18 protein-coding genes are annotated in these 20,435 nt (G+C 72.8%); 11 read left to right on the top strand and 7 right to left on the bottom strand.

The annotated features are described in order from the left end of the window. Positions 1-53: 53 nt before the first annotated feature. On the top strand, positions 54-1,100 hold the full coding sequence (locus ACFYO5_RS07760; RefSeq protein WP_388705439.1) for an aldo/keto reductase: 1,047 nt from the start codon (positions 54-56) through the stop codon (positions 1,098-1,100). A gap of 13 nt (positions 1,101-1,113) precedes the next feature. Here ACFYO5_RS07760 and ACFYO5_RS07755 read toward each other — a convergent pair whose 3' ends face one another. Beyond that, positions 1,114-1,605, bottom strand: a complete 492-nt coding sequence (locus tag ACFYO5_RS07755; protein WP_388707121.1) for a MarR family winged helix-turn-helix transcriptional regulator — start codon at positions 1,603-1,605, stop codon at positions 1,114-1,116. Positions 1,606-2,132: 527 nt separating this feature from the next. Beyond that, positions 2,133-3,845: an FUSC family protein gene (locus tag ACFYO5_RS07750; protein WP_388705436.1), complete on the bottom strand. Its 1,713-nt coding sequence runs from the start codon at positions 3,843-3,845 to the stop codon at positions 2,133-2,135. Positions 3,846-4,031: 186 nt separating this feature from the next. Between ACFYO5_RS07750 and ACFYO5_RS07745 the strand changes: the two genes are divergently transcribed. From ACFYO5_RS07745 to ACFYO5_RS07730, 4 genes are all read left to right on the top strand, one after another. Next, entirely contained in the window at positions 4,032-4,589 is a 558-nt protein-coding gene (locus ACFYO5_RS07745) for a DUF5134 domain-containing protein (protein WP_388705433.1), read from the top strand. 96 nt (positions 4,590-4,685) lie between these two features. After that, positions 4,686-5,621: a M56 family metallopeptidase gene (locus ACFYO5_RS07740; RefSeq protein WP_388705430.1), complete on the top strand. Its 936-nt coding sequence runs from the start codon at positions 4,686-4,688 to the stop codon at positions 5,619-5,621. A 55-nt stretch (positions 5,622-5,676) separates the two neighbouring features. Beyond that, positions 5,677-6,348, top strand: a complete 672-nt coding sequence (locus ACFYO5_RS07735) for a phosphatase PAP2 family protein (protein WP_388705427.1) — start codon at positions 5,677-5,679, stop codon at positions 6,346-6,348. Positions 6,349-6,423: 75 nt separating this feature from the next. After that, positions 6,424-7,116 carry an HAD family hydrolase gene (locus ACFYO5_RS07730; RefSeq protein ID WP_388705424.1) on the top strand — a complete coding sequence of 231 codons (693 nt, stop codon included), beginning with the start codon at positions 6,424-6,426 and terminating at the stop codon, positions 7,114-7,116. A 234-nt stretch (positions 7,117-7,350) separates the two neighbouring features. Here ACFYO5_RS07730 and ACFYO5_RS07725 read toward each other — a convergent pair whose 3' ends face one another. Further along, positions 7,351-7,611: a DUF2630 family protein gene (locus tag ACFYO5_RS07725; RefSeq protein ID WP_356563728.1), complete on the bottom strand. Its 261-nt coding sequence runs from the start codon at positions 7,609-7,611 to the stop codon at positions 7,351-7,353. Positions 7,612-7,939: 328 nt separating this feature from the next. Here ACFYO5_RS07725 and ACFYO5_RS07720 point away from each other — a divergent pair, with 328 nt between their 5' ends. Next, positions 7,940-8,668 (top strand): TetR/AcrR family transcriptional regulator, encoded by a 729-nt coding sequence (locus ACFYO5_RS07720; RefSeq protein ID WP_388705421.1) that lies wholly within the window; start codon positions 7,940-7,942, stop codon positions 8,666-8,668. On the opposite strand, the gene ACFYO5_RS07715 is transcribed toward ACFYO5_RS07720, so the two are convergent. After that, positions 8,656-10,158, bottom strand: a complete 1,503-nt coding sequence (locus ACFYO5_RS07715; RefSeq protein WP_388705419.1) for an LVIVD repeat-containing protein — start codon at positions 10,156-10,158, stop codon at positions 8,656-8,658. The genes ACFYO5_RS07720 and ACFYO5_RS07715 overlap by 13 nt on opposite strands. Before the next feature lie 200 nt (positions 10,159-10,358). Here ACFYO5_RS07715 and ACFYO5_RS07710 point away from each other — a divergent pair, with 200 nt between their 5' ends. Continuing rightward, entirely contained in the window at positions 10,359-11,003 is a 645-nt protein-coding gene (locus ACFYO5_RS07710) for a DUF305 domain-containing protein (RefSeq protein WP_388705417.1), read from the top strand. A gap of 189 nt (positions 11,004-11,192) precedes the next feature. Then, the gene (locus tag ACFYO5_RS07705) at positions 11,193-12,572 is read left to right on the top strand and encodes an FAD-dependent oxidoreductase (protein ID WP_388705414.1); all 1,380 of its coding nucleotides are present in this window, start codon (positions 11,193-11,195) and stop codon (positions 12,570-12,572) included. A gap of 105 nt (positions 12,573-12,677) precedes the next feature. Here ACFYO5_RS07705 and ACFYO5_RS07700 read toward each other — a convergent pair whose 3' ends face one another. Continuing rightward, the gene (locus ACFYO5_RS07700; protein WP_356563718.1) at positions 12,678-13,031 is read right to left on the bottom strand and encodes a helix-turn-helix domain-containing protein; all 354 of its coding nucleotides are present in this window, start codon (positions 13,029-13,031) and stop codon (positions 12,678-12,680) included. A gap of 119 nt (positions 13,032-13,150) precedes the next feature. Between ACFYO5_RS07700 and ACFYO5_RS07695 the strand changes: the two genes are divergently transcribed. Then, the gene (locus ACFYO5_RS07695; RefSeq protein ID WP_388705411.1) at positions 13,151-14,230 is read left to right on the top strand and encodes an NADH:flavin oxidoreductase/NADH oxidase; all 1,080 of its coding nucleotides are present in this window, start codon (positions 13,151-13,153) and stop codon (positions 14,228-14,230) included. A gap of 285 nt (positions 14,231-14,515) precedes the next feature. On the opposite strand, the gene ACFYO5_RS07690 is transcribed toward ACFYO5_RS07695, so the two are convergent. Beyond that, positions 14,516-15,832, bottom strand: coding sequence for a PHB depolymerase family esterase (locus tag ACFYO5_RS07690; protein ID WP_388705408.1), 1,317 nt, complete (start codon positions 15,830-15,832; stop codon positions 14,516-14,518). Positions 15,833-16,860: 1,028 nt separating this feature from the next. Between ACFYO5_RS07690 and ACFYO5_RS07685 the strand changes: the two genes are divergently transcribed. Continuing rightward, entirely contained in the window at positions 16,861-17,667 is an 807-nt protein-coding gene (locus tag ACFYO5_RS07685) for a pectate lyase (RefSeq protein ID WP_356563712.1), read from the top strand. 87 nt (positions 17,668-17,754) lie between these two features. On the opposite strand, the gene ACFYO5_RS07680 is transcribed toward ACFYO5_RS07685, so the two are convergent. Then, a complete protein-coding gene (locus ACFYO5_RS07680) occupies positions 17,755-18,504 on the bottom strand; it encodes a PaaX family transcriptional regulator C-terminal domain-containing protein (RefSeq protein ID WP_388705404.1) in 750 nt (249 codons plus the stop codon). 73 nt (positions 18,505-18,577) lie between these two features. Here ACFYO5_RS07680 and ACFYO5_RS07675 point away from each other — a divergent pair, with 73 nt between their 5' ends. Next, positions 18,578-20,251 (top strand): acyl-CoA dehydrogenase family protein, encoded by a 1,674-nt coding sequence (locus ACFYO5_RS07675; RefSeq protein WP_388705401.1) that lies wholly within the window; start codon positions 18,578-18,580, stop codon positions 20,249-20,251. Positions 20,252-20,435 lie beyond the last annotated feature (184 nt).

Raw genomic sequence — 20,435 nt, 5'->3', positions numbered from 1 at the left:
CGCGCTTCAGCGCCTAGCGTCGGCCCCACCAACGCCTTCTGGGGGAGTACGACATGCGGTACACACTGTTCGGCAGGACCGGCCTGCGCGTGAGCGAGCTGAGCCTCGGCGCCATGACCATGGGCGGTGACCCGGGCTGGGGCGCGGACCAGGAGACCAGCGCCAGGATGCTGGACCTCTACGCGGAGGCGGGCGGCAACTTCGTCGACACCGCCAACATCTACACCGGGGGCGACTCGGAGCGCTTCCTCGGGGAGCTGCTCGACGGGCGGCGCGACGAGTTCGTCCTCGCCAGCAAGTACACCTGCGCGATCCGCGAGGGTGACGTCAACGCCGCGGGCAACCACCGCAAGAACCTGGTGCAGTCGGTGGAGGCGAGCCTGGACCGGCTGCGCACCGACCGGCTCGACGTGCTGTGGGTCCACGCCCGCGACCAGTTCACCCCCGTCGACGAGGTCATGCGCGCCCTCGACGACCTGGTCCGCGCGGGCAAGGTGCTCTACGTCGGCGTCTCTGACTGGGCGGCCTGGGAGATCGCGCAGGCCAACACCCTCGCGGAGCTGCGGGGTTGGACGGCGTTCGCCGGTTCGCAGCTGCGGTACAACCTGCTGGAGCGTACGCCCGAACGCGAACTGCTCCCGCAGGCGCGGGCCTTCGACCTGGCGGTCCTGGCGTGGGCGCCGCTCGCGGCCGGCAAGCTCACCGGGAAGTACCGGCGGGGCGAGTCCGGCCGACTGGGTTCCGGGGAGGAGGACCAGCGCGAGGCCGCGGTGATCAGCGCCGTCCTGGAGATCGCGGAGGAGGGCGGCTGGAGTCCGGCGCAGGTCGCTCTCGCCTGGCTGCTGGGCCGACCCGGCAACGTCGTGCCGATCGTCTCGGCCACCAGGGAGAGCCAGCTCGCGGACAACCTCGGCTGCCTCGACGTCCGCCTGGACGCCGACGCCGTCGCCCGCCTCGACGAGGCGAGCGCCGTGCCGCTCGGCTTCCCGCACGACTTCCTGCGCGACCCCGGCGTCACCCGCACCGTCTACGGCGACCGCTGGCAGTCCGTCGACGACCGGCGCTCCACCTACCGCCGCACGGTCCACGACGTGCGGTGACCGCCCGGCGCCCTCAGATCCGCAGCGCCTGCATGTGCCCCTCCAGGCGGGTGAGCAACTCGCCGAGAAGTCCGGCGAGTTCGTCCTGCCGGCCGGCGTCCAGGGCGGACAGTACGGCGCTCTCGTAGGCGAGTTGCTCGGGCATGATCCCGTCGACCAGGGCGCGGCCCGCCTCGGTGAGGCTCAGGTGGGCGACGCGGCGGTCCCGGGTGTCCCCGCGGCGCCCCACCAGTCCACGTTCGGTCAGCTGCCTGACCCGTTTGGTGACGGCGGCTCCGGAGGAGAACGTCTCGCGGGCGAGTTCGCCGGGCGTCAGCTCATGGCCGGTGCGGCGCAGCGCACCGAGCAGGTCGAACTCGGCTCGGCTGAGCCCGGCACGCCGCAGCGGGGCGTCCTCGGCCTGCTGGAGGAGGGCGGCACAGCGGTTGACCCGCCCGATGATCTCCATGGGCCCGGTGTCCAGGTCGGGCCGCACGGCCTGCCACTGCCGCACCACGGAGGCCACGGTGTCACCACGGGGGCCGCCGTCACGACGGGGGGCTTCGCCACGGGTGCTGTCAGGGTGGGGGGCTTCGCCACGGGGGCCGCCGTCACCGCGGGCGGCTTCGCCACGGGTGCTGTCAGGGCGGGGGGCTTCGCCACGGGGGCCGCCGTCACCGCGGGCGGCTTCGCCACGGGTGCTGTCAGGGCGGGGGGCGGGCCGGCCCGGAGTGGCGTCCGGCCCGGCGGGCTGCTGCCGTTGTGCCGCGTCGCCGACGCCCAGCGGTGCGTGCGTGGTCTCGTCCCCGCCGCCGAGCCGTCCCTGCGCGGCGTCCGGCCCGGCGGGCTGCCGTTGTGCCGCTTCGTCCACGCCCAGCGGTCCGTGCGTGGTCTCATCCTCGCCGGCGAGCGGTCCGTGCGTGGTCTCGCCCTCGCCGCCGAGCGGTCCTTGCCTGGTCTCGTCCCCGCCGCCGAGCCGTCCTTGCCCGGTCTCGTCCCCGCCGTCCGGCCCGCCCGTGTCATCCCCGTCCACAGGCTGTCCCCGCGTCGCCGTCATGGCCGTACATCCTCCGGTGTCGCCTCGTTGTGCCCGGTCAGGAGGAGTCCCTGGCGCCGGACCGTCGCCGCGAGCGTACGGTGTCCGTTCTGTTCGGCCGCGACGACCCGCTCCTGCGGCAGGGCACGCTGCCACCACTCGCCGCTCGCGGCGTCGGCGGTGGCGCGCAGGTCGACCAGGGCGGCGGCGAGGCCGCGGCGGGCGGAGTCCAGCTCCGCCGGGGCGGGGTGCGGCCGGGCGAGGAGGCGGGCGGCGCCCTCGCGGGCGCGTTCGGCGGCCGTCAGGGCGTCGTCGAGGCGGTCGCCGGAGCGGCGGTTGGTGACGGCGACGGCGGCGACGAAGCCGACCAGCGCGCCGACAAGGGTGTCCACGACCCGCTCGGTGATCAGCGTGCCCGCGTCCTGCTGACGGGCGAACTCGGTGATCAGCAGCGCCATCGGGGTCACGCAGACACTGCCGAGCCAGTAGTTGCGGCTGATCAGGGCCTCCGCGCCGAAGTTCAGGGCGAGGCAGGTGAAGACCAGGGCGGCCTGGTGGAGGTGGGCGAGCGGCACGATCGCGGCGAAGGCGAGGACGCCCACCAGGTTGCCGACGACGCGCTGGACGCCGCGGCTCCAGGTGAGGGTGACGTTGGCCTGGTAGAGGGAGGCCGCGGTGACCAGCGCCCAGTAGGGACGGCCGACGCCGAGCGCCAGGGAGGCGTAGCCGGCCAGGGCGCAGCCGACCGCGGTGCGGACGGCGAGCGGGGCGAGGGGGCGCAGGCGGCGGCGCAACGTCGCTCGCGGCGACGCCAGTTCGGTGTCGACACCGAGGAGTTCGTCGTCGCCCACGAGGTCGTGGGGGCGGGGGACGGGGCCGGTGCCGCGCAGTGCGCGGGCCCAGCCGCGCAGCCGTAGCGGGTCGGTGTCGGTGGGCGCGGCGAGGGCCACCTCGGCGCGGACCACGAGCCGTTCGAGGGCCCGGCCGGTGACCCCGTCGCGGGCCGACAGCAGCGTCTGCCACGCGGCGTGCACCGCTGCGGCCGCGGCGGCTCGGGCCCGGGCGTGCCCCTCGCCGGCACCGCCCGTGGCGGCGTACGCGGCGGCCGCGTCGAGCGCCTGCGCGGTGGCGCGGCGCTCCGGGCCGTGCGGGCGCAGCAGGCCCGGCGTCATGCCGACGATCCAGGACCAGGCCCCTGCCGCGAGGGCGAGACCGAGGTGGCCGGGGATCTGACCGGTGGTCTGCGGCGCGAACAGCGCGGCGGAGCTGATGAAGGTGAAAATGACGTTGCCGGGCGGGCCGATCCGGGTGGCGTCGCAGAGCGCTTTCTGCACGGCGGCGAGGCCGGCTCCGACGGTGACGAGGACGACGGCGTTCGCCGTGAGGGCGGCGGCGAGCAGCGCGACGGCGAGTCCGCCGGTCATGCCCAGCACCACCAGCGCCAGGACGCGGGCGCGGGCGGCGTAGGGGCGGTTGTGGGCGTACAGGGCGCACAGGGATCCGGCCATCGTGTACATCGCCAGGTCGAGGCGCCCGAGCGCCAGCAGGGTCAGGTTGGGCGGGGCAACCGCCGCGACCACGCTGAACGCCGGCTTGAACCAGATGTCCGAAGGGCGCCCGAGCCTCAGGACACCGGCCACCGGCAGGCGGACGCGGGATCGAGGCCGGGCGTGGGACCCAGAACGGGGACGGGGACGGGGTGACCGGGGGGTCGCACTGCTTCTGCTCACTCCCACTAATTTATCAGGTGTTTTACTAGTGAATGATTGGCGGGAAGCAGGGGAAGCCGCCCGTCACCCCGCTCCTCACCCAGTGTGCTCCGCCGAATGCCCCCCGTGTACATCCTTGCGCTCGCGTGCGCGCCGCATGCCGTGGGCATCGCATTCCTGGACCGTCAGTCGAACGGGGAGGTGCGCGTGCACGGACCGGCTTCGCCCGGTTGGCTGCTGGTCGCCTTGTGCGCGGCGACCGGGGCCTACTGCCTCCTGCGAATGCGCAGCAGCGACGAGACGCAGCGCCGGGCCGCGGGCGATGAGGCGCTGATGGGCTTCGGCATGGCCGTGATGGCGGTGCCGGGTTCGGCGTTCACCCCGCCGACGTGGGTCTGGCCGACGTACGCGGCGGTCTTCGGCGGGGCCGCGCTGCGGGCCCTGTGGGTGGCGCGGGCCTGCCCGCACCACCTGCACCACCTGGTCGGGGCCGCGGCCATGGTCTACATGGCGGCCGTGATGACCTCCTCCCCCGCGACCGGTCACGGGCACGGCGGCTCCGGGGTGCCCGTGCTCACAGGTGGCCTGCTGGTCTATTTCACGGCGTACGTCCTTGTCTCCGGGGTGCGCCTGCTGCCGGTGGCCGGAGTGACGGGGGGCACCGCCGCGGGGCGGGCGGTCGCGTGGGGCGACCGGCCCGAGTTGGCGCGCGCATGCCGGCTGTCGATGGGGATCGGCATGCTGGCCATGCTGCTGGCTGTCTGAGGCGTCGCCCCGGTGGGGCACGGCATCCGTGGCCTGCGTCACTTTGCCGTACCGAGCCGTACCCCTGAGCGGCACGGCGCTCATAGGGTGCTGACCATGATGGTCCCCGCGGTCCTGCTGCTGCTCGGTGCGCTGACCGCCGTCGTCGCTCCCCGGTTGCTGGCGCGTGCGGACTGGCCCGACCGTGAACCGGTGGTCGCGCTGTGGGTGTGGCAGTGCGTGGTGGCGGCGGTGCTGATGTGCTGCGCGCTGGCGATGACGCTGAGCGCCGCGGCCGCCTGGCAGGCGGTGCGCGGACACGTCTTCGCGCCGGCCCCGCACGCGGTGGTGGAGGCCTACGCCCTGAGCGCGACCGGCCCCTGGGCGGCGACGACCGCGGTGACCCTGGCGTGCGCCGGGCTGTGGAGCGGGGCGATGCTCGTCCGCGAGATAGCGGCGGCCCGCGCCAGAGCACGCCACCAACGGGACGAACTGGGCCTTCGGGCACCGCTGTTGCCCGGTGAGGAGCCCGCGTCCGGACGGCTCGTGGTGCTGGAGGGTGAGCGGTCCGACGCCTGGTGGCTTCCCGGCGGGGCTCCCCGACTGGTCGTCACCACGGCCGCGTTGCGTCGCCTGAAGGGGCGTCAGCTAGACGCGGTGCTGGCGCACGAGCAGGGGCACGCCCGCGCCCGGCACGACTGGCTGCTGCACTGCTCGGCCGCGCTGGCCGCCGGTTTCCCGCAGGTGCCGGTGTTCGCCGCGTTCCGTGACGAGATGCACCGGCTGGTGGAGCTGGCCGCCGACGACACGGCCTCCCGCCGCTTCGGCAGACTGACGACCGCGCTCGCGCTGGTGGAGCTGAACGAGGACCGAGGCGTGTTCCACCCCTCCCCCGGCCCGCAGGCCCACGTCCCGCGGCGCGTGCACCGGCTGCTGGCGGCCCAGGACCGGCTCACGGTGGCCCGTCGGCTCAGGCTGACGGCCGCGGCCTCACTGGTCCCGGTGGTCCCCATGCTGGTGACACTGGTGCCGGCGCTGCGGGCACTCGGCTGAGGCGCCGGGCCGAACGGGTTGGCTTGACACCGCGCAGTTCGGCAAGGATCACTTCATGCACACCCCCTCCGTCGACTCGCCGCCCACCCCGTCGCCGTACGGCACCGCCGTCCGTACGGCCATCGGGCTGGGCCTGTGCTCGCTGCTGGTGTCGATCCTGGTGGCGGCCGAGTGGCATCCGCTGGTCTCCGCCGACGGAGACATCTCACGCACGACCCATCGCTGGGCCGTCGCCGACCCCGGTGTCACCCACGCGTGCCGCATCCTGACGGACTGGGTCTGGGACCCGCTCACGATGCGACTGCTGTGCGCGGCGGTGGCGGTGTGGCTGGTGTGGCGCCGTTCGGCGTGGTGGACGGCGGTGTGGCTGGTCACCGTGTCAGCGGTCGGCACCGTGCTCCAGCAGGGGCTCAAGGCCGCCGTCGGCCGCGAACGCCCGGTCTGGACCGACCCCGTCGACTCCGCCCACTACGCGGCCTACCCCTCCGGACACGCCCTCACGGCCACCGTGGTCCTGGGCCTCCTGCTGTGGCTCCTGCACCGCCACGGCGCCGGCCGCGCCCCGTGGCGTACGGCCGTGGCGGTGGTCGTCGTCTCGGTGGCGGGCGTCGGCCTGACCCGCGTCTGGCTGGGCGTCCACTGGCCGACGGACGTCCTGGGCGGCTGGCTCATGGGCGCGATGCTGGTATCCCTGGCCATCGCGGCACACGTGCGGTGGCGGCCATGAACCGCCGGACGACCGCGGACGCGGACCTCTCCGCGGCGTGGAACCCCGACTCGCCTCCTCCCTAAGATCAACTCCATGACTTCCACCGTGCTGTTCGACTTCTCCGGCACCCTCTTCCGCATCGAGTCCGCCGAGCGCTGGCTGCGGGCCGTGCTGGAAACGACCGGTACGGTGCTGCCGGAGAGCGAGGTGGGGGGGACGGCCCGGGCACTCGAGGCGGCCGGTGCGCTGCCCGGCGGGGCGGATCCGGTGCGCGTTCCGCGGGAACTGGCGGGACTGTGGCGGGTGCGCGACGAGAGCGCGGAGCTGCACCGCGCCGCCTACACCGGGCTCTCCCGTCAGGTGCCGCTGCCCGACCCGGCCCTGCACGAGGCGCTGTACGACCGGCACATGCGGCCGGCCGCCTGGACTCCGTACCCGGACGCCCGGCACGTGCTGAGCACCCTGCGCGAGCGCGGGGTCCGGGTGGGTGTGGTGAGCAACATCGGGTGGGATCTGCGGCCGGTGTTCCGCGAGCACGGTCTGGACGCGTACGTCGACGCGTACGTGCTGTCGTACGAGCACGGGGTGCAGAAGCCGGACCCGCGGCTGTTCACGACGGCCTGCGAGGCGCTCGGCGCCGATCCGCGCACCACGCTGATGGTCGGCGACAGCCGGCCGGCCGACGGCGGGGCGGCGGCGCTCGGCTGCTCGGTGTACTTCGTGGACCATCTGCCGGCCGCCGAACGGCCGGACGGCCTGCGACCGGTGCTGGACCTGGCGGGCTGAGCCCGCCCGGCCGTTCGCGGCCCGAGGGTGAGCGGCGAGTCGCTCCCGGCGACCACCGGCCGAGGCTGGGGGCGGGTCGGTCCCGGTGGCTCACCGTCCGGCAGTGGGCGGCGGGTCGGTCCCGGTTGCCCACCCACGTCCGAGGGTGAGCGGCGGGTCAGTTCCGGTGGGCCCCCCTCCGGCACTGGGCGGCCGTTCGGTTCCGGTGGCCCACGTCCGAGGGTGAGCGGCGGGTCAGTTCCGGTAGCCCTCGACCTGCGACGAGGGCCGCACCCGCGCGTCGTCCGGGTTGTCCCCGAACTCGGACTTGGCCCGCCGCTGACGCAGCAGGTCCCAGCACTGGTCGAGGGCGCGCTCCAGCTCGCCGAGCCGCTGGTGTTCGGTGGCGTCGTCGATCCGGCCGGCCGCCAGGTCCTCGCGCAGCCTGCGCTCGTCCTCGACCATCGTCGTGATCCGGGTGAAGATCTCCCGGTCCTGCCCGCTGTCGGCTGCCATGGCGCTACGCCCTCCTCGGCTCGGCACTCCTGCCACTGTAGGGACGGCTCGGTCACCAGGCGACCGATGGGGCGAGGGAGTGCGCGGAGAGAACAGAACCGGGGCGTGGAACGGCGCGGACTCGGGTGACCGGAGAACCGGAGAACCGGACGGAACGAGAACCACCCGAAAGGAGCCTCAGGCCACTATCGGGGAAGAAGCACGCCCACTCTGGACGATCCCCCGCGTCGCCCAGAGCGGGCGGCCCCCGGGACGGCTCCGAAGCGGATCCGTACCGGGCTGCGCTGAGTATAGTTGGCTGGCAGCCAGTCAACGCAGGAGTTACAGCATGTCCCCGCGCAGCGCCTCGGTCAATGAAGAATTGCGTCGGCGTTCCCGGGAACGGCTCCTCCAGGCGGCCGTCGAGCTGGTGAGCGAGCGTGGGTACGAGGCGACGACGCTCGGCGCCATCGCGGACCGGGCGGGCTCGGCCCGCGGCCTGGTGTCGTACTACTTCCCCGGCAAGCGCCAATTGGTGCAGTCGGCCGTGCACCGGCTGATGCACCGCACGCTGGAGGAGTCGCTGGAGCGCGAGCCGCGCACCGAGGACGGCCGGGAGCGGATGGCGCGGGCCGTCGACGCGATCCTGGGCCTGGCCCGGGACCGGACGGTGCTGATGCGTCAGCACATGGCGGGGCTGCTCCAGGCGGAGGGGTTCGTGCAGTGTCCCGAGCAGCGGCGGCTGGCCGAACTGCTGCGCGACACGGTGACCCGGCACGGCTCACCGGACGTCGACAGCGACTATCCGATGCTGCGCTCACTGCTCATGGGCTCCGTCTACGCGATGGTGCTGCCGAACGCGGGCATGCCCCTCACGCCGCTGCGGGCCGAACTGTTCGCGCGCTACCGGCTGGACTGGGAGCAGGGGGTCCCGCCGGACACCGAGGCGCCCGACGGGTCCTGTGACTCCGATTTCTCGCGCTTCTTCGCGACGGGACGGCCCGCGGCGGATCAGCCGACCCCCGCGGACGCGCCGCACGACGTCGACGCGCCGCAGGCGATTGATCAGTCGAAGTAGTCCGGCTGGGTCTGGACGTTCAGTTCACGCAGTCGCACGTGCTTCGCCGGGTCCGTGCGCCGGTCGTTGATCTTCAGCACGTCGAAGCCCTTGGCGATGTCGTTCGAGTAGATGTATCCGTTGTAGTAGTACGCCGACCAGGGGCCGGCGGTCGTGAGCCGCACGGTGTCGACCGGGCCGCGCTCGAAGTAGGCGATCTCCTTCGGGTGGGCGGAGTCGGTGAAGTCCCAGACGGACACGCCGCCCTGGTACCAGGCCTGGACCATGATGTCCTTGCCCTTGACCGGGATCAGCGAGCCGTTGTGCGCGACACACACCTCGGTCGGCGCCTGGGGGCGGTCGATCTTGAAGTAGCTGCGGAAGACGAGCTTGCGCTTGTCGCCCTTGCCCACGATGTCGTAGATGCCGTCGGCGCCCTTGTTCGGGCCGATCTCCGCTGTGCAGGTGGCCGCGCCTCCGCCGCCCAGCTCGTCGGTGAAGACGACCTTGTTCGCCTTCTGGTTGAAGGTCGCCGAGTGCCAGAACGCGAAGTTCACGTTGTCCTGGACCTGGTCGATGATCTTCGGGTTCTCCGGGTCCTTGATCGAGAACAGGATGCCGTCGCCCATGCAGGCACCGGCCGCCAGGTCCTTGTCCGGCAGCACGGTGATGTCGTGGCAGCCGGTCGTCTTGGAGACACCGGGGTTGGTGGGCCCGCCCGGGTTGCCGCCGCCGTCCGGTCCCTCACCCGGGAACAGCACGGGGAAGTTGACGATCGCGGCCCGCTCCGGCGCCTTGCGCGGCACCTTGATGACCGAGATGCCGTCGTGCGGGGGCTGGCAGTCGGGGTAGGCCGCGTTGGGCGAGTACGACGAGACGTAGACGTAGACGTTCTTGCGCTGGGGCACCAGCGTGTGGGTGTGCGAACCGCAGGCGGTCTCGACGGCGGCGACGTACCGGGGGTTCGCCTTGTCGCTGATGTCGAAGACCTTCATGCCCTCCCAGGAGGACTTCTCGGTCGCGGGTTGCGTGGTGCTGCTGCAACTGCTGTCGCTGCGCGAGGAGTCGGTGGACAGGAACAGCAGGTCGCCGGAGACGGAGACGTCGTTCTGGGAACCGGGGCAGAGCACCTGGGAGACGGTCTTCGGGGACTTCGGGTCGCTGATGTCGAAGATGCGGAAGCCGTCGTAGTTGCCGGAGAAGGCGTACTTGCCCTGGAAGGCCAGGTCCGTGTTCAGGCCGGGCAGCGCGTCCTTGGGGATGTTGGCGAGATGCTCGATGTTGGCGGAGTGGACGATCTCGTCCTGGCCGGGTATCTCGCCGTCGGCGATCGCCTCGGCCACGTCGGCCCGCGCCTTCTGGGAGACCTCGCGCTCCACGGCCGGGCCGTCCCCCGGGTCGGGGGTGGCGGCGGCCGGTACCGCGGAGAGCAGCGTGGCCAGGAGTCCGGCACACGCCGCGACAACTCCCAGTCGTCTGTGCCGCGTTCGGGATGTGTTCAACAGGATCACTGCGTCCTTCCCTAGTCGCCGTCCGCAAGGAACGGTTCACGGTCCCCCGAGTATCGTCTTCATCATGCACAGATCAACAGTCGGCAACGCACTCGTCATAAATGACATCGCCCGGTGAGGCGCAGACTCGTACCAGGACGGTCCAGGACCGTCCGCACGTCCCTGGCCGGTTCTCGACCCGCCCGCAATCGGAGGTCTTCGTGCTCGTCCGCCGCGCGCCCCTTGTCGCCGCCACGCTGTTCGCCCTGGTCCTGACGGGTTGCGACGCCGGATCGGACACCGAGTCGGGCGCGGCCGCCGGACCGTCGGTGATCGCGCCGGGGAAACCGGGCGAGGAGAACCGGACACTCTCCGCCCAGGACGCTGCCGAGCAGCGCGTCGACGACGACACTCCCAACTCCGCCGACATCGACTTCGCCCGGATGATGGTCGAACACCACCGCCAGGCCCTGGAGATGACCGGACTCGCCCCGAAGCAGGCCGAGTCGGCGAAGGTCAGGGCGCTCGCTTCGCGGATCACCGCCGCGCAGGGCCCGGAGATCGAGGCCATGGAGAGCTGGCTGACGACCTACGACAAGGACGGCACCGGCGGGACGGGCGGCCGGCACGAGCACGCGGCGATGCCCGGAATGGCGACCGAGGCGCAGTTGAAGAAGTTGCGGGCGGCGAGCGGCGAACCCTTCGACCGGCTGTTCCTGACCTTGATGATCACTCACCACGAGGGGGCCATCACCATGGCCGCGGACGTGAAGGCACAGGGGAACAACATCCGGATCGAGGAGATGGCCGACGACGTCGTCGCGGAGCAGACGACGGAGATCACCCGGATGCGCGCGATGCTCTGACGAGCCGCGCGGACCCCATCCCGCACGCCGGACACCCGGGTGACCTGGTGATCACTCCGCCCGCGGACGCCCCCGCGGACATCCACGCCCGCCCGGTCGGCGTACGGCACCCTGTCGGCGGAGCCGTCGCGGTGCCATGCTGGAAGCACCAGCGCTCTCCTGCGTCCCCCTGGGGTAAGGAGTTCGGCCGTGCTGCGTGTCGCCGTAGTCGGCTCCGGGCCGAGTGGGGTATACACCGCCCAGAGCCTCGTCCAGCAGGACCCCGAGGTGCTCGTCGACGTCCTCGACCGGCTGCCCTGCCCGTACGGACTCGTGCGGTACGGCGTCGCCCCCGACCACGAGAAGATCAAGTCGCTCCAGCAGAACCTGCGCACGGTCCTGGAGCACGAGCGGGTGCGGTTCCTCGGCGGGGTGCGGGTCGGGGCGGACGGCGTGCCCGCGGCGCGGCTGCGCGAGCTGTACCACGCGGTGGTGTACTGCGTGGGCGCGGCGGCGGACCGGCGGCTGGGGATTCCCGGCGAGGAACTGCCGGGCAGCTTCTCGGCGACGGAGTTCGTGGCCTGGTACAGCGCCCATCCGGACGCCGCGCCCGACGGCTTCCTGTCCGGTGCCCGCTCCGCCGTGGTGGTCGGCATGGGCAATGTCGCCGTGGACGTCACGCGCATCCTGGCGCGCGACGCGGCGGAGCTGAGTCCGACCGACATGCCGCAGGGGGCGCTCACCGCGCTGACGGCGAGCGGGGTGCGTGACATCCACATGGTGGGTCGGCGCGGCCCCTCCCAGGCCCGGTTCACCACCAAGGAGCTGCGGGAGCTGGGCACCCTGCCGGACACGGACGTCCTGGTGGACGAGGCCGAACTCGCGCTCGACCCGGCGTACGCCGACCCGTCCGCGCTGCCTGCGGCCCCGCGCCGCAACCTCGAGGTGCTGCGCGGCTGGGCGGCCGCGCGGCCACGGGGGCTACGGCGCCGCGTCCACCTGCGCTTCTTCCTGCGGCCCGGCGAACTGCTGGCGGGTGAGGGAGGCCGGGTGGCCGCCGTGCGCTTCGAGCGGACCGCGCCGGGCGAGGGCGGCGGGGTGACCGGAACCGGCCGGTTCGAGGACATCGGGGCCCAGTTGGTGCTCCGGTCGGTGGGCTACCGAGGAGTGCCACTGGAGGGGCTGCCCTTCGACGCGGAGCGGGGTACCGTGCCGCAGCTCGCCGGGCGGGTGCTGCGCGAGGGCGTTCCCGTGCCGGGCGAGTACGTGGCGGGCTGGATCAAGCGCGGCCCCACCGGCGTCATCGGCACCAACCGGCCGTGCGCGAAGGAGACGGCGACCTCCCTGCTGGCGGACGCCCCCGCGCTCGCCCGCCGGGAACTGCGGGGCGACCCCCTCGACCTGCTCCGGGAGGCGGGTGCCGAGCCGGTCCCGTGGGCGGGCTGGCTGGCGATCGAGCGGGCCGAGGCGGCGTTGGGCGCCTCGCTGGGGCGGGGCGTGGTGAAGCTCCCGGACTGGGCCGCGCTGCGGTCCGCGGCGGGTCCGGCCCAGATCGTCGCACGGGACACCCAGCGGCGTCGCCACCCGTGAATTCGACGAACCGCGCAAGGCTCGCACCGGGGTGCCATCGATTCGGGCCGTGCGACCGCAATCGTACGGAATCTGCTGTTCAACCCCCTTGCCGGGACCGCGGGTTCACCCGTCGTGCGACCGGAGCGCCTCGCGGGCGGCGGCGTCGAGGACGGCACCGAGGAGGCCGGGGAAGAGGTCGTCCAGGTCGTCCCGCCGCAGGCCGTTCATCTTGGCCGTGCCCCGGTAGACCTGCCGGACGACGCCGGCTTCGCGCAGCACCCGGAAGTGGTGCGTGGTGGTCGACTTGGTGACCGGCAGGTCGAAGTGCGAGCAGGACAACTCGTCGCCGTCGGCGGCGAGTTCTCGCACGATCCGCAGGCGCATCTGATCGGAGAGGGCGTGCAGCACGGCCTCCAGCCGGATCTCCTCGCGCGCCGGATGCGGGAGATCGCGGCTGCTCACTGCGGGGGCGGTCACGGCTGCTCCACTTCGTCGGGAACCCCCATTGTACGAGAGTCCTCGTAGTTTGACATCTAACGTACTACGATGCCTATCGTACGAGTCGACCACCGGCCCCGTGACGAATGGAGTCCGCCGTGAGCGCGCTCTTCCAGCCCTACACCCTGCGCGAAGTGACCATCCCGAACCGGGTGTGGATGCCGCCCATGTGCCAGTACTCGGCCGCACCCGAGGGGCCGCTGACCGGCACCCCCACCGACTGGCACTTCGCGCACTACGCGGCCCGCGCGACGGGCGGCACCGGCCTGATCATCGTCGAGGCCACCGCCGTGTCGCCGGAGGGCCGGATCTCGCCGTACGACCTCGGCATCTGGAACGACACCCAGGTCGAGGCGTTCCGCCGGATCACCCGCTTCCTCGTCGGGCAGGGCACCGTCCCTGCCGTCCAGCTCGCCCACGCCGGCCGTAAGGCCTCGACCGACCGGCCCTGGAAGGGCGGGGCGCCGGTGGGTCCGCAGGCGCACGGATGGCAGCCGGTGGGTCCGAGTCCGGTGCCCTTCGCCGAGGACCACCCCGTGCCGGTCGAGCTGACGACCCAGCAGATCGCGGATATCGTCGGGGAGTTCGCGGACGCGGCCCGTCGCGCCCTCGCCGCCGGCTTCGAGATCGCCGAGATCCACGGTGCCCACGGCTACCTGATCGGCAACTTCCTCTCCCCGCACTCCAACCACCGTACCGACGAGTACGGCGGCTCCTACGAGAACCGCACCCGGTTCGCCCTGGAGGTCGTCGACGCCGTACGGGCCGTGTGGCCCGACGACAAGCCGCTGTTCTTCCGCGTCTCCGCGACCGACTGGCTGGAGGACGGCGGCTGGACGCCCGACGAGACGGTCCGCTTCGCCCGTGAGCTGCACGCGCACGGCGTGGACCTGCTGGACGTGTCCACCGGCGGCAACGCCTCGGGCGTGCGCATTCCGGTCGGCCCCGGTTACCAGGTGCCGTTCGCCGCGCGGGTGAAGGCCGAGACGCCGATGCCGGTCGCCGCGGTGGGTCTGATCACCGACGTCGAGCAGGCCGAGAAGATCCTCGCCAACGGCGAGGCCGACGCGGTGCTGCTCGGCCGCGAACTGCTGCGCAACCCCTCCTGGGCACGGCAGGCGGCACGCGAGACCGGCGCCGAGGTACGGGTGCCTGACCAGTACCACCGTTCGGTCTGAGCCAGCGTCCCGGTCGGTCGCGCGCCACGGTGTCCTCGGAGGACAGCGGTGAACAGCGTTGCGCCGGTCCACGTGGCGCAGGTCGACCGGCGGTCAGCGGCGCAGCCTGACACGGTGGGCCGCGCCGTCCTCGCACCAGAGCGCGGCCGGTCGTCGGCCCCCCGCTCGGACTCCGTCCGGCCGGCCTCGGAACCGCGCTCCGCGAGGTGGCGCGGGACGAGTTCCCCGCGCCCCCCGCCCGCTCCCCCGGCCGCGAGTTCGCGCACCGCGTCGCGGCGACCGGTGTCAACTCATCGTGCACCCCGACCCGTTGAGCGTGAACGAGGAGGGTGCACCGCTGTCGCCGGTATGGCTCGCCTGATACCCGACGGTGACGCTCGCCTTCGGCGCGATCGTGCCGTTGTACGACGCGTTCGTGGCCGTCACCGTCCCGGAGGACGGGGTGTAGGTGGCACCCCAGCCGTTGGTGACGGTCTGGCCGGCGGGCAGGGTGAAGCCGAGCCGCCAGCCGTTCACCGCGGTGGTGCCGGTGTTGGTGAGCGTCACCGAGGCGGTCAGTCCCGTGTTCCACGCGCTGGTGGACACGGTCACCGCGCAGGCGCCGGTCGGCTGGGGACCCGGTCCCGGTTCACCGCCCGTGTCCAGGCCGAAGAACGTGAGCACCTTGTCGGCCATGCCCCAGGCGTAGAGGTTGTGTCCGACGCCCTGGAGGCTGATGGCCTCCACCTGGGCCCGGTCACCGGTGGAGCCGTAGCGGGTGCGGGTCCAGCCGGTCTGCGGCGAGTCGGTGGCGGCCGGGCTCTGGCCGATCCCCCGCACCTCGGTCCACTGCTTGATCTCCTCGCCGAAGTTGGGGTAGCGCAGCACGTCGTCCTCGGTGCCGTGCCACAGTTGCATGCGCGGCCGGGGCCCGGTGTAGCCGGGGTACGCGCCTCGCACGAGATCGCCCCACTGCTGTGGGGTGCGGATCACCGTGCCGCCGGAGCAGGCACTGTTCCACTCGGAGCCGTCGGTGGTGGCGAAGCAGCCGAACGGGACCCCGGAGAACGCGGCGCCCGCCGCGAACACGTCGGGATAGTCGCCGAGCAGGACGTTGGTCATCATCGCCCCCGAGGAGATGCCGGTGGCGAAGACGCGCGCCGGATCGGCGGAGTACGTGGCGCTCACCCAGTCGATCATCGACTTGACGCCGACGGGATCGCTGCCGCCGCCCCGCCTGAGCGCCTGCGGCGAGGACACGTCGAAGCACTTGCTGGTTCGGGTGACGGACGGATACACGATCACGAAGCCGTACCGGTCGGCGAGTCGGGCGTACTCGGTGCCGGAGTGCATGGCCGGACCCGAGCCGCCGCACCAGTGCACGGCGACCAGGACGGCCGGGTGCGCGGTCACGTTGGCCGGCGCGTACACGTACATCTGGAGGTTGCTGGGGTTGGCGCCGAAGCCGGTGACCTCGGTGAGGGTGGCCGGCGGGACCGCCGCCGGCGCGGTCCTCGGCAGGGCGGAGGCGGTGGGGACGGCGAGGAGGGCGCCGGTGAGGAGGAGCACCAGCACCGTGAGTACCGAACGCGGCGCTCTCCTGGCGGAGTCGGGATTGATCACGCTGGTCCCTTCTGTGAGCGGCTCGTCGTGCACGGAAGGAGGTGGACAGGCGGGGTCCGTCCAGGTCACCGAGGACGGTCGCGAGGGCGGTCGGGAGCGGTCCCGGCCGCCGCGGGGTCCACGCGCCAGGCGGCCCGACCGATCCGGATCCGGATCGGGATCGGGATCGGGATCGTGACGTTGTTCCGCACGCGGGAACGCGTGCGCCCCGGTGTCGGCCGGCTCGGTCCAGGCGCCGCCGGGACCGCGGCCGTCCGCGCGCGGACGAGGCGCCGCCAGTCGACCGGGCAGGCCGGTCGCCGGTGGCCCGTGGCGCCGGTGGCCCGTGGCTCCGGTGTCGGTCACCACCCTCGGCTCATCGGTGAGGAAGTCGGTCGGCACGCCCCGACCGGCCGACTTCGACGGGTCGTCGCTGGTCGAGCGGCAGCGTGGAGAGGTCCGGCGGACCATGTGTCACTTCGTCCGTGACGCGGGGTGGCACGCCTGGGGCGCGGCCGCGTACGGGCCGCCGATGTCCGGGTCGGTGCCGAGCGGTGCCGGCGGCGCGGCGCCGGCCCGCGACAGAGCCCGGTGGCAGGGCCAGGGCGGCCAGGACGCTCGGGAACGGGACAAGGGCGGCCCCGCGGACAGGGAGCGGCACAGGGCGCCGGAGGCCGTACGCGTGCGCGGAGTCGGCATCGACTCGCCCCTCTCTCCGAAACGGATGGGAAGCGTCCGAAGCGCATAGTGACATGCCCACGCTCTCCATGGAAGCGCTCCCACGCCTTTGCCGGGAGGCCCTTCCGGTCTCTCCCCGTGGCCGGATGTGTTCTGCGCGAAGCGTTGACTAGAAAGCGCTTGCCCCCTACCTTCCGTTCAGAAGTGTGGACGAGCCGCCCGGCGCGATCCGTCGGCGTCCACACCGATAGCACGCAACGTTCAACATCACGCACGCTGTTCACAGTCTTGACCAGTCGTCGCCTCGGTGACGACCGGCTCGACCACCGGAACGCTTCGACCATCCCCCACCTGGAAGAAGGCATCGGGACATGACTTCCCCAGCACCCACGCGCCCCCGCGGGCGCGCCCTGACCGGCTCACTGGCCGCCGTCGGCCTCGCGGTTGGCATGATCATGACTAGCGGAGCGCTCACCCCCGCGAGCGCCGCCACCTGGCCCACCGCGAACGGCAGCCAGGGCGTCTCCGCCACCATCCCGGTCTCCGGCACCAAGGACTACGGGATGAAGCGCCTGTACGGCACGGGCGACCTGGGCAGCGGCAGCCAGGACGAGGACCAGGGTCCGATCCTGGAACTGGCCGCCGGCGCCGTGCTCAAGAACGTCATCATCGGCGCGCCCGCCGCCGACGGCATCCACTGCAAGGGCAGCTGCACGCTCCAGAACGTCTGGTGGGAGGACGTCGGCGAGGACGCGGCCACCTTCCGCGGCTCCTCGTCCTCCAACGTCTACAACGTCGTCGGCGGCGGCGCGAAGGAAGCCAGCGACAAGGTGTTCCAGTTCAACGGTGCCGGGACGCTGAACGTCTCGAACTTCGCCGTGAAGAACTTCGGCACCTTCATCCGCTCGTGCGGCAACTGCTCCACGCAGTACAAGCGGACGATCAACCTGAACACCATCGAGGCGACCTACAAGGGCAGCAGGCTCGTCGGCATCAACACCAACTACGGCGACAGCGCGACCCTGCGGGGCATCACGATCGTCGGGGACACGAGCAAGAAGATCATCCCCTGCCAGAAGTACATCGGCAACGACGACGGTGACGAGCCGACGACGAACGGCTCGGGCCCCGACGGCACGTACTGCAAGTACTCCAGCTCGGACATCACCTACAAGTAGGCCCGTACAGGCGGGCCGGGCACCCGCTGACGGGGTCCGCCCCACGGACGGCCGGAGGAAGCGACCCTCACGCGCTTCCTCCGGCCGTCACGCGTGGTCGCGCGTGCGGGCCGCCACCTCCCGCTGGAAGTCGGCGTAGGCGGCGCGCAGAGCGGCGCCGGGCCAGTCCCGCGGCAGCAGTTCCGGGGGCAGGACGGGGTCGGCGAGGAGATGCCGTACGACGGCTGCGAAGGCGGTGAAGCGGTCGGCCGGGCCATCGGCCCGCGCGAGGTGCGCCAGCAGGGCCCGGCCCTCGGCGGCCCACCCCTCCAACGGCCACAGGTCCGCCGCCAGTTCCCGGGCGGGGGTGTCCGGGCCGACGGTGAAGTACCGGGCCACGGCCCCGAGTTCGGCCGGCCACGGCCGGGCCAGGGTCGCGGGGCGCAGCCAGACCCCCTCCCGCAGCTCGGCCAGGCGCAGACGCGTCAACGCGGTGCGCAGCTCGGCGCGTTCGGCGGGACTCCGGCCGGTCGCCGTGACCACGGCCATCTCCCAGTCGCCGTCCCAGGGCCGGGTCGCCGGATGGACGGCCTCGTCCTGCCGGCGCTGGCGTCGCAGCAGGCGGTCGCTGAGGCCGTACACAGAACCGGTGCGCCGCAGGTCACCCGCCGCCACCATCCGGCTGAGCGCGGCCCGCAGGGTGGAACCGCCGACGCCGAAGGGCTCCACCAGCCGGACGAGGTCCTTCACCGGCAGCTCGGGGGGATGGGTGCCGAGCAGCAGGCTCAGCACCACCGACCGGGCCGATAGCGGGGGCAGCTCCACCTCTCCGGGCCCGGAGGTCACGTTCCTGTGCATGAGGACGCACTCTACGTCCGCCCTCGATGTTGCACTATTGCTGCGACCATACAGAAGATGCAACATTGGGGCCATGAACCTCCCGGACGCACAGCCCCTGCCCCCGTCCCCCGTCACGCACGAGGTCACCAACCAGCCCCCGCCGCTGACCCCGTACGACGCCTCCGACGACGTGGCCCTGCTGGAAGGGCTGCGGCGCGAGGGCGCCGGATGGGCGGAGACGGACGTCCGCCGGCTCGGACTGCTGGCCGGTGGCAGCGAGGCGCAGGAGTGGGGCGATCTCGCGAACCGGTACGAGCCGGTGCTCCGCACCCACGACCGGTACGGCCACCGAGTCGACGAGGTCGACTTCCACCCCGCGTGGCACGCCCTGATGCGGGTCGCGGTCGCCGAGGGCCTGGCGGGGGCGCCGTGGGCGGACGACCGGCCGGGCGCCCACGTGGCCCGCACGGCCGGCGGACTGGTGTGGGGCCACTCGGAGGCCGGGCACGGCTGCCCCACCTCGATGACGTACGCCGCCGTCCCCGCCCTGCGCCGCCAGCCGGAACTGGCCAAGGTGTACGAACCCCTGCTGACCAGCCGCGCGTACGACCCGGGGCTGCGGGTGCCGACGGAGAAGCGCGGGCTGCTCGCCGGCATGGGGATGACCGAGAAGCAGGGCGGTTCGGACGTCCGGACGAACACCACCACGGCCACGCCCACCGCCGAGCCCGGGGTGTACACGCTGCGCGGGCACAAGTGGTTCACGTCGGCGCCGATGTGCGACGTGTTCCTGGTCCTCGCCCAGGCCCCGGACGGTCTGTCGTGCTTCCTGGTGCCGCGCGTGCTGCCCGACGGCACCCGCAACACCTTCCGCATCGAGCGGCTGAAGGACAAGCTGGGCAACCGCTCCAACGCCTCCTCCGAGCCCGAGTTCGACGGGACGGTGGCCTGGCTGGTCGGGCCCGAGGGGCAGGGTGTGAAGACCATCATCGAGATGGTCAACTGCACGCGGCTGGACTGCGTGATGATGTCGGCGGCGCTGATGCGCAAGACCCTCGTCGAGGCCGGCCATCACGCGCGCCACCGCGGCGCGTTCGGTGCGCGGCTGCTCGACCAGCCACTGATGCGCAACGTCCTGGCGGACCTGGCGCTGGAGTCCGAGGCGGCGACCACGCTCACCCTGCGGCTGGCCGGGGCGGCCGACCGGACGGTACGCGCCGACGGCCAGGGGGACGAGCGGGCCTTCCGACGCGTCGCGACGGCCGTGGGCAAGTACTGGGTCACCAAGCGGGGGCCGGCCTTCACCGCGGAGGCCCTCGAATGCCTGGGCGGCAACGGCTACGTGGAGGAGTCGGGCATGCCCCGGCACTACCGCGAGGCTCCCCTGCTGTCGATCTGGGAGGGCTCGGGCAATGTCAACGCCCTCGACGTGCTCCGGGCGTTGACCCGCGAGCCCGCCACCGCGGACGCCTTCTTCGGTGAACTCGCCCTGGCGCAGGGGGCGGACGCCCGGCTGGACGCGGCCGTCACCCGGCTCAGGTCCGCACCGGGCGAGGCGACGCAGGCCGGGGCTCGTCGGCTGGTGGAGCGGATGGCCCTCACCCTCCAGGCGTCCCTCCTGGTCCGGTACGCCCCGCCGGCGGTCGCCGACGCCTTCTGCGCGACCCGGCTCGGCGGTGACTGGGGACACTCCTTCGGCACTCTCCCCGACGGTGCCGACCTGGACGGGATCCTGGGGCGGGCGCTGCCTTCCGCCGCCGCCTGACGCCTGCCCCCGGCCACCGAGCGGGCGCGCCCCGACACGGGAGTCCCCCTGCGGACCTTCACCGCCATGGTGAAGGGGCGGCGTCCACCTGGGCACCGGGCGTCCACGGCGACTCCCCCGCCGGCTTCCCGCGCTCCGACACGGGGGCCCCGGACCGGCGCCCAGGCCCAGGCGGACGTGCCCC

It is taken from the genome of Streptomyces sp. NPDC006259, assembly GCF_042870975.1.
GTDB lineage: Bacteria > Actinomycetota > Actinomycetes > Streptomycetales > Streptomycetaceae > Streptomyces.
The sequence above is the reverse complement of the archived record's forward strand: the minus strand, read 5'-3'. Positions and strand labels throughout refer to the sequence as shown.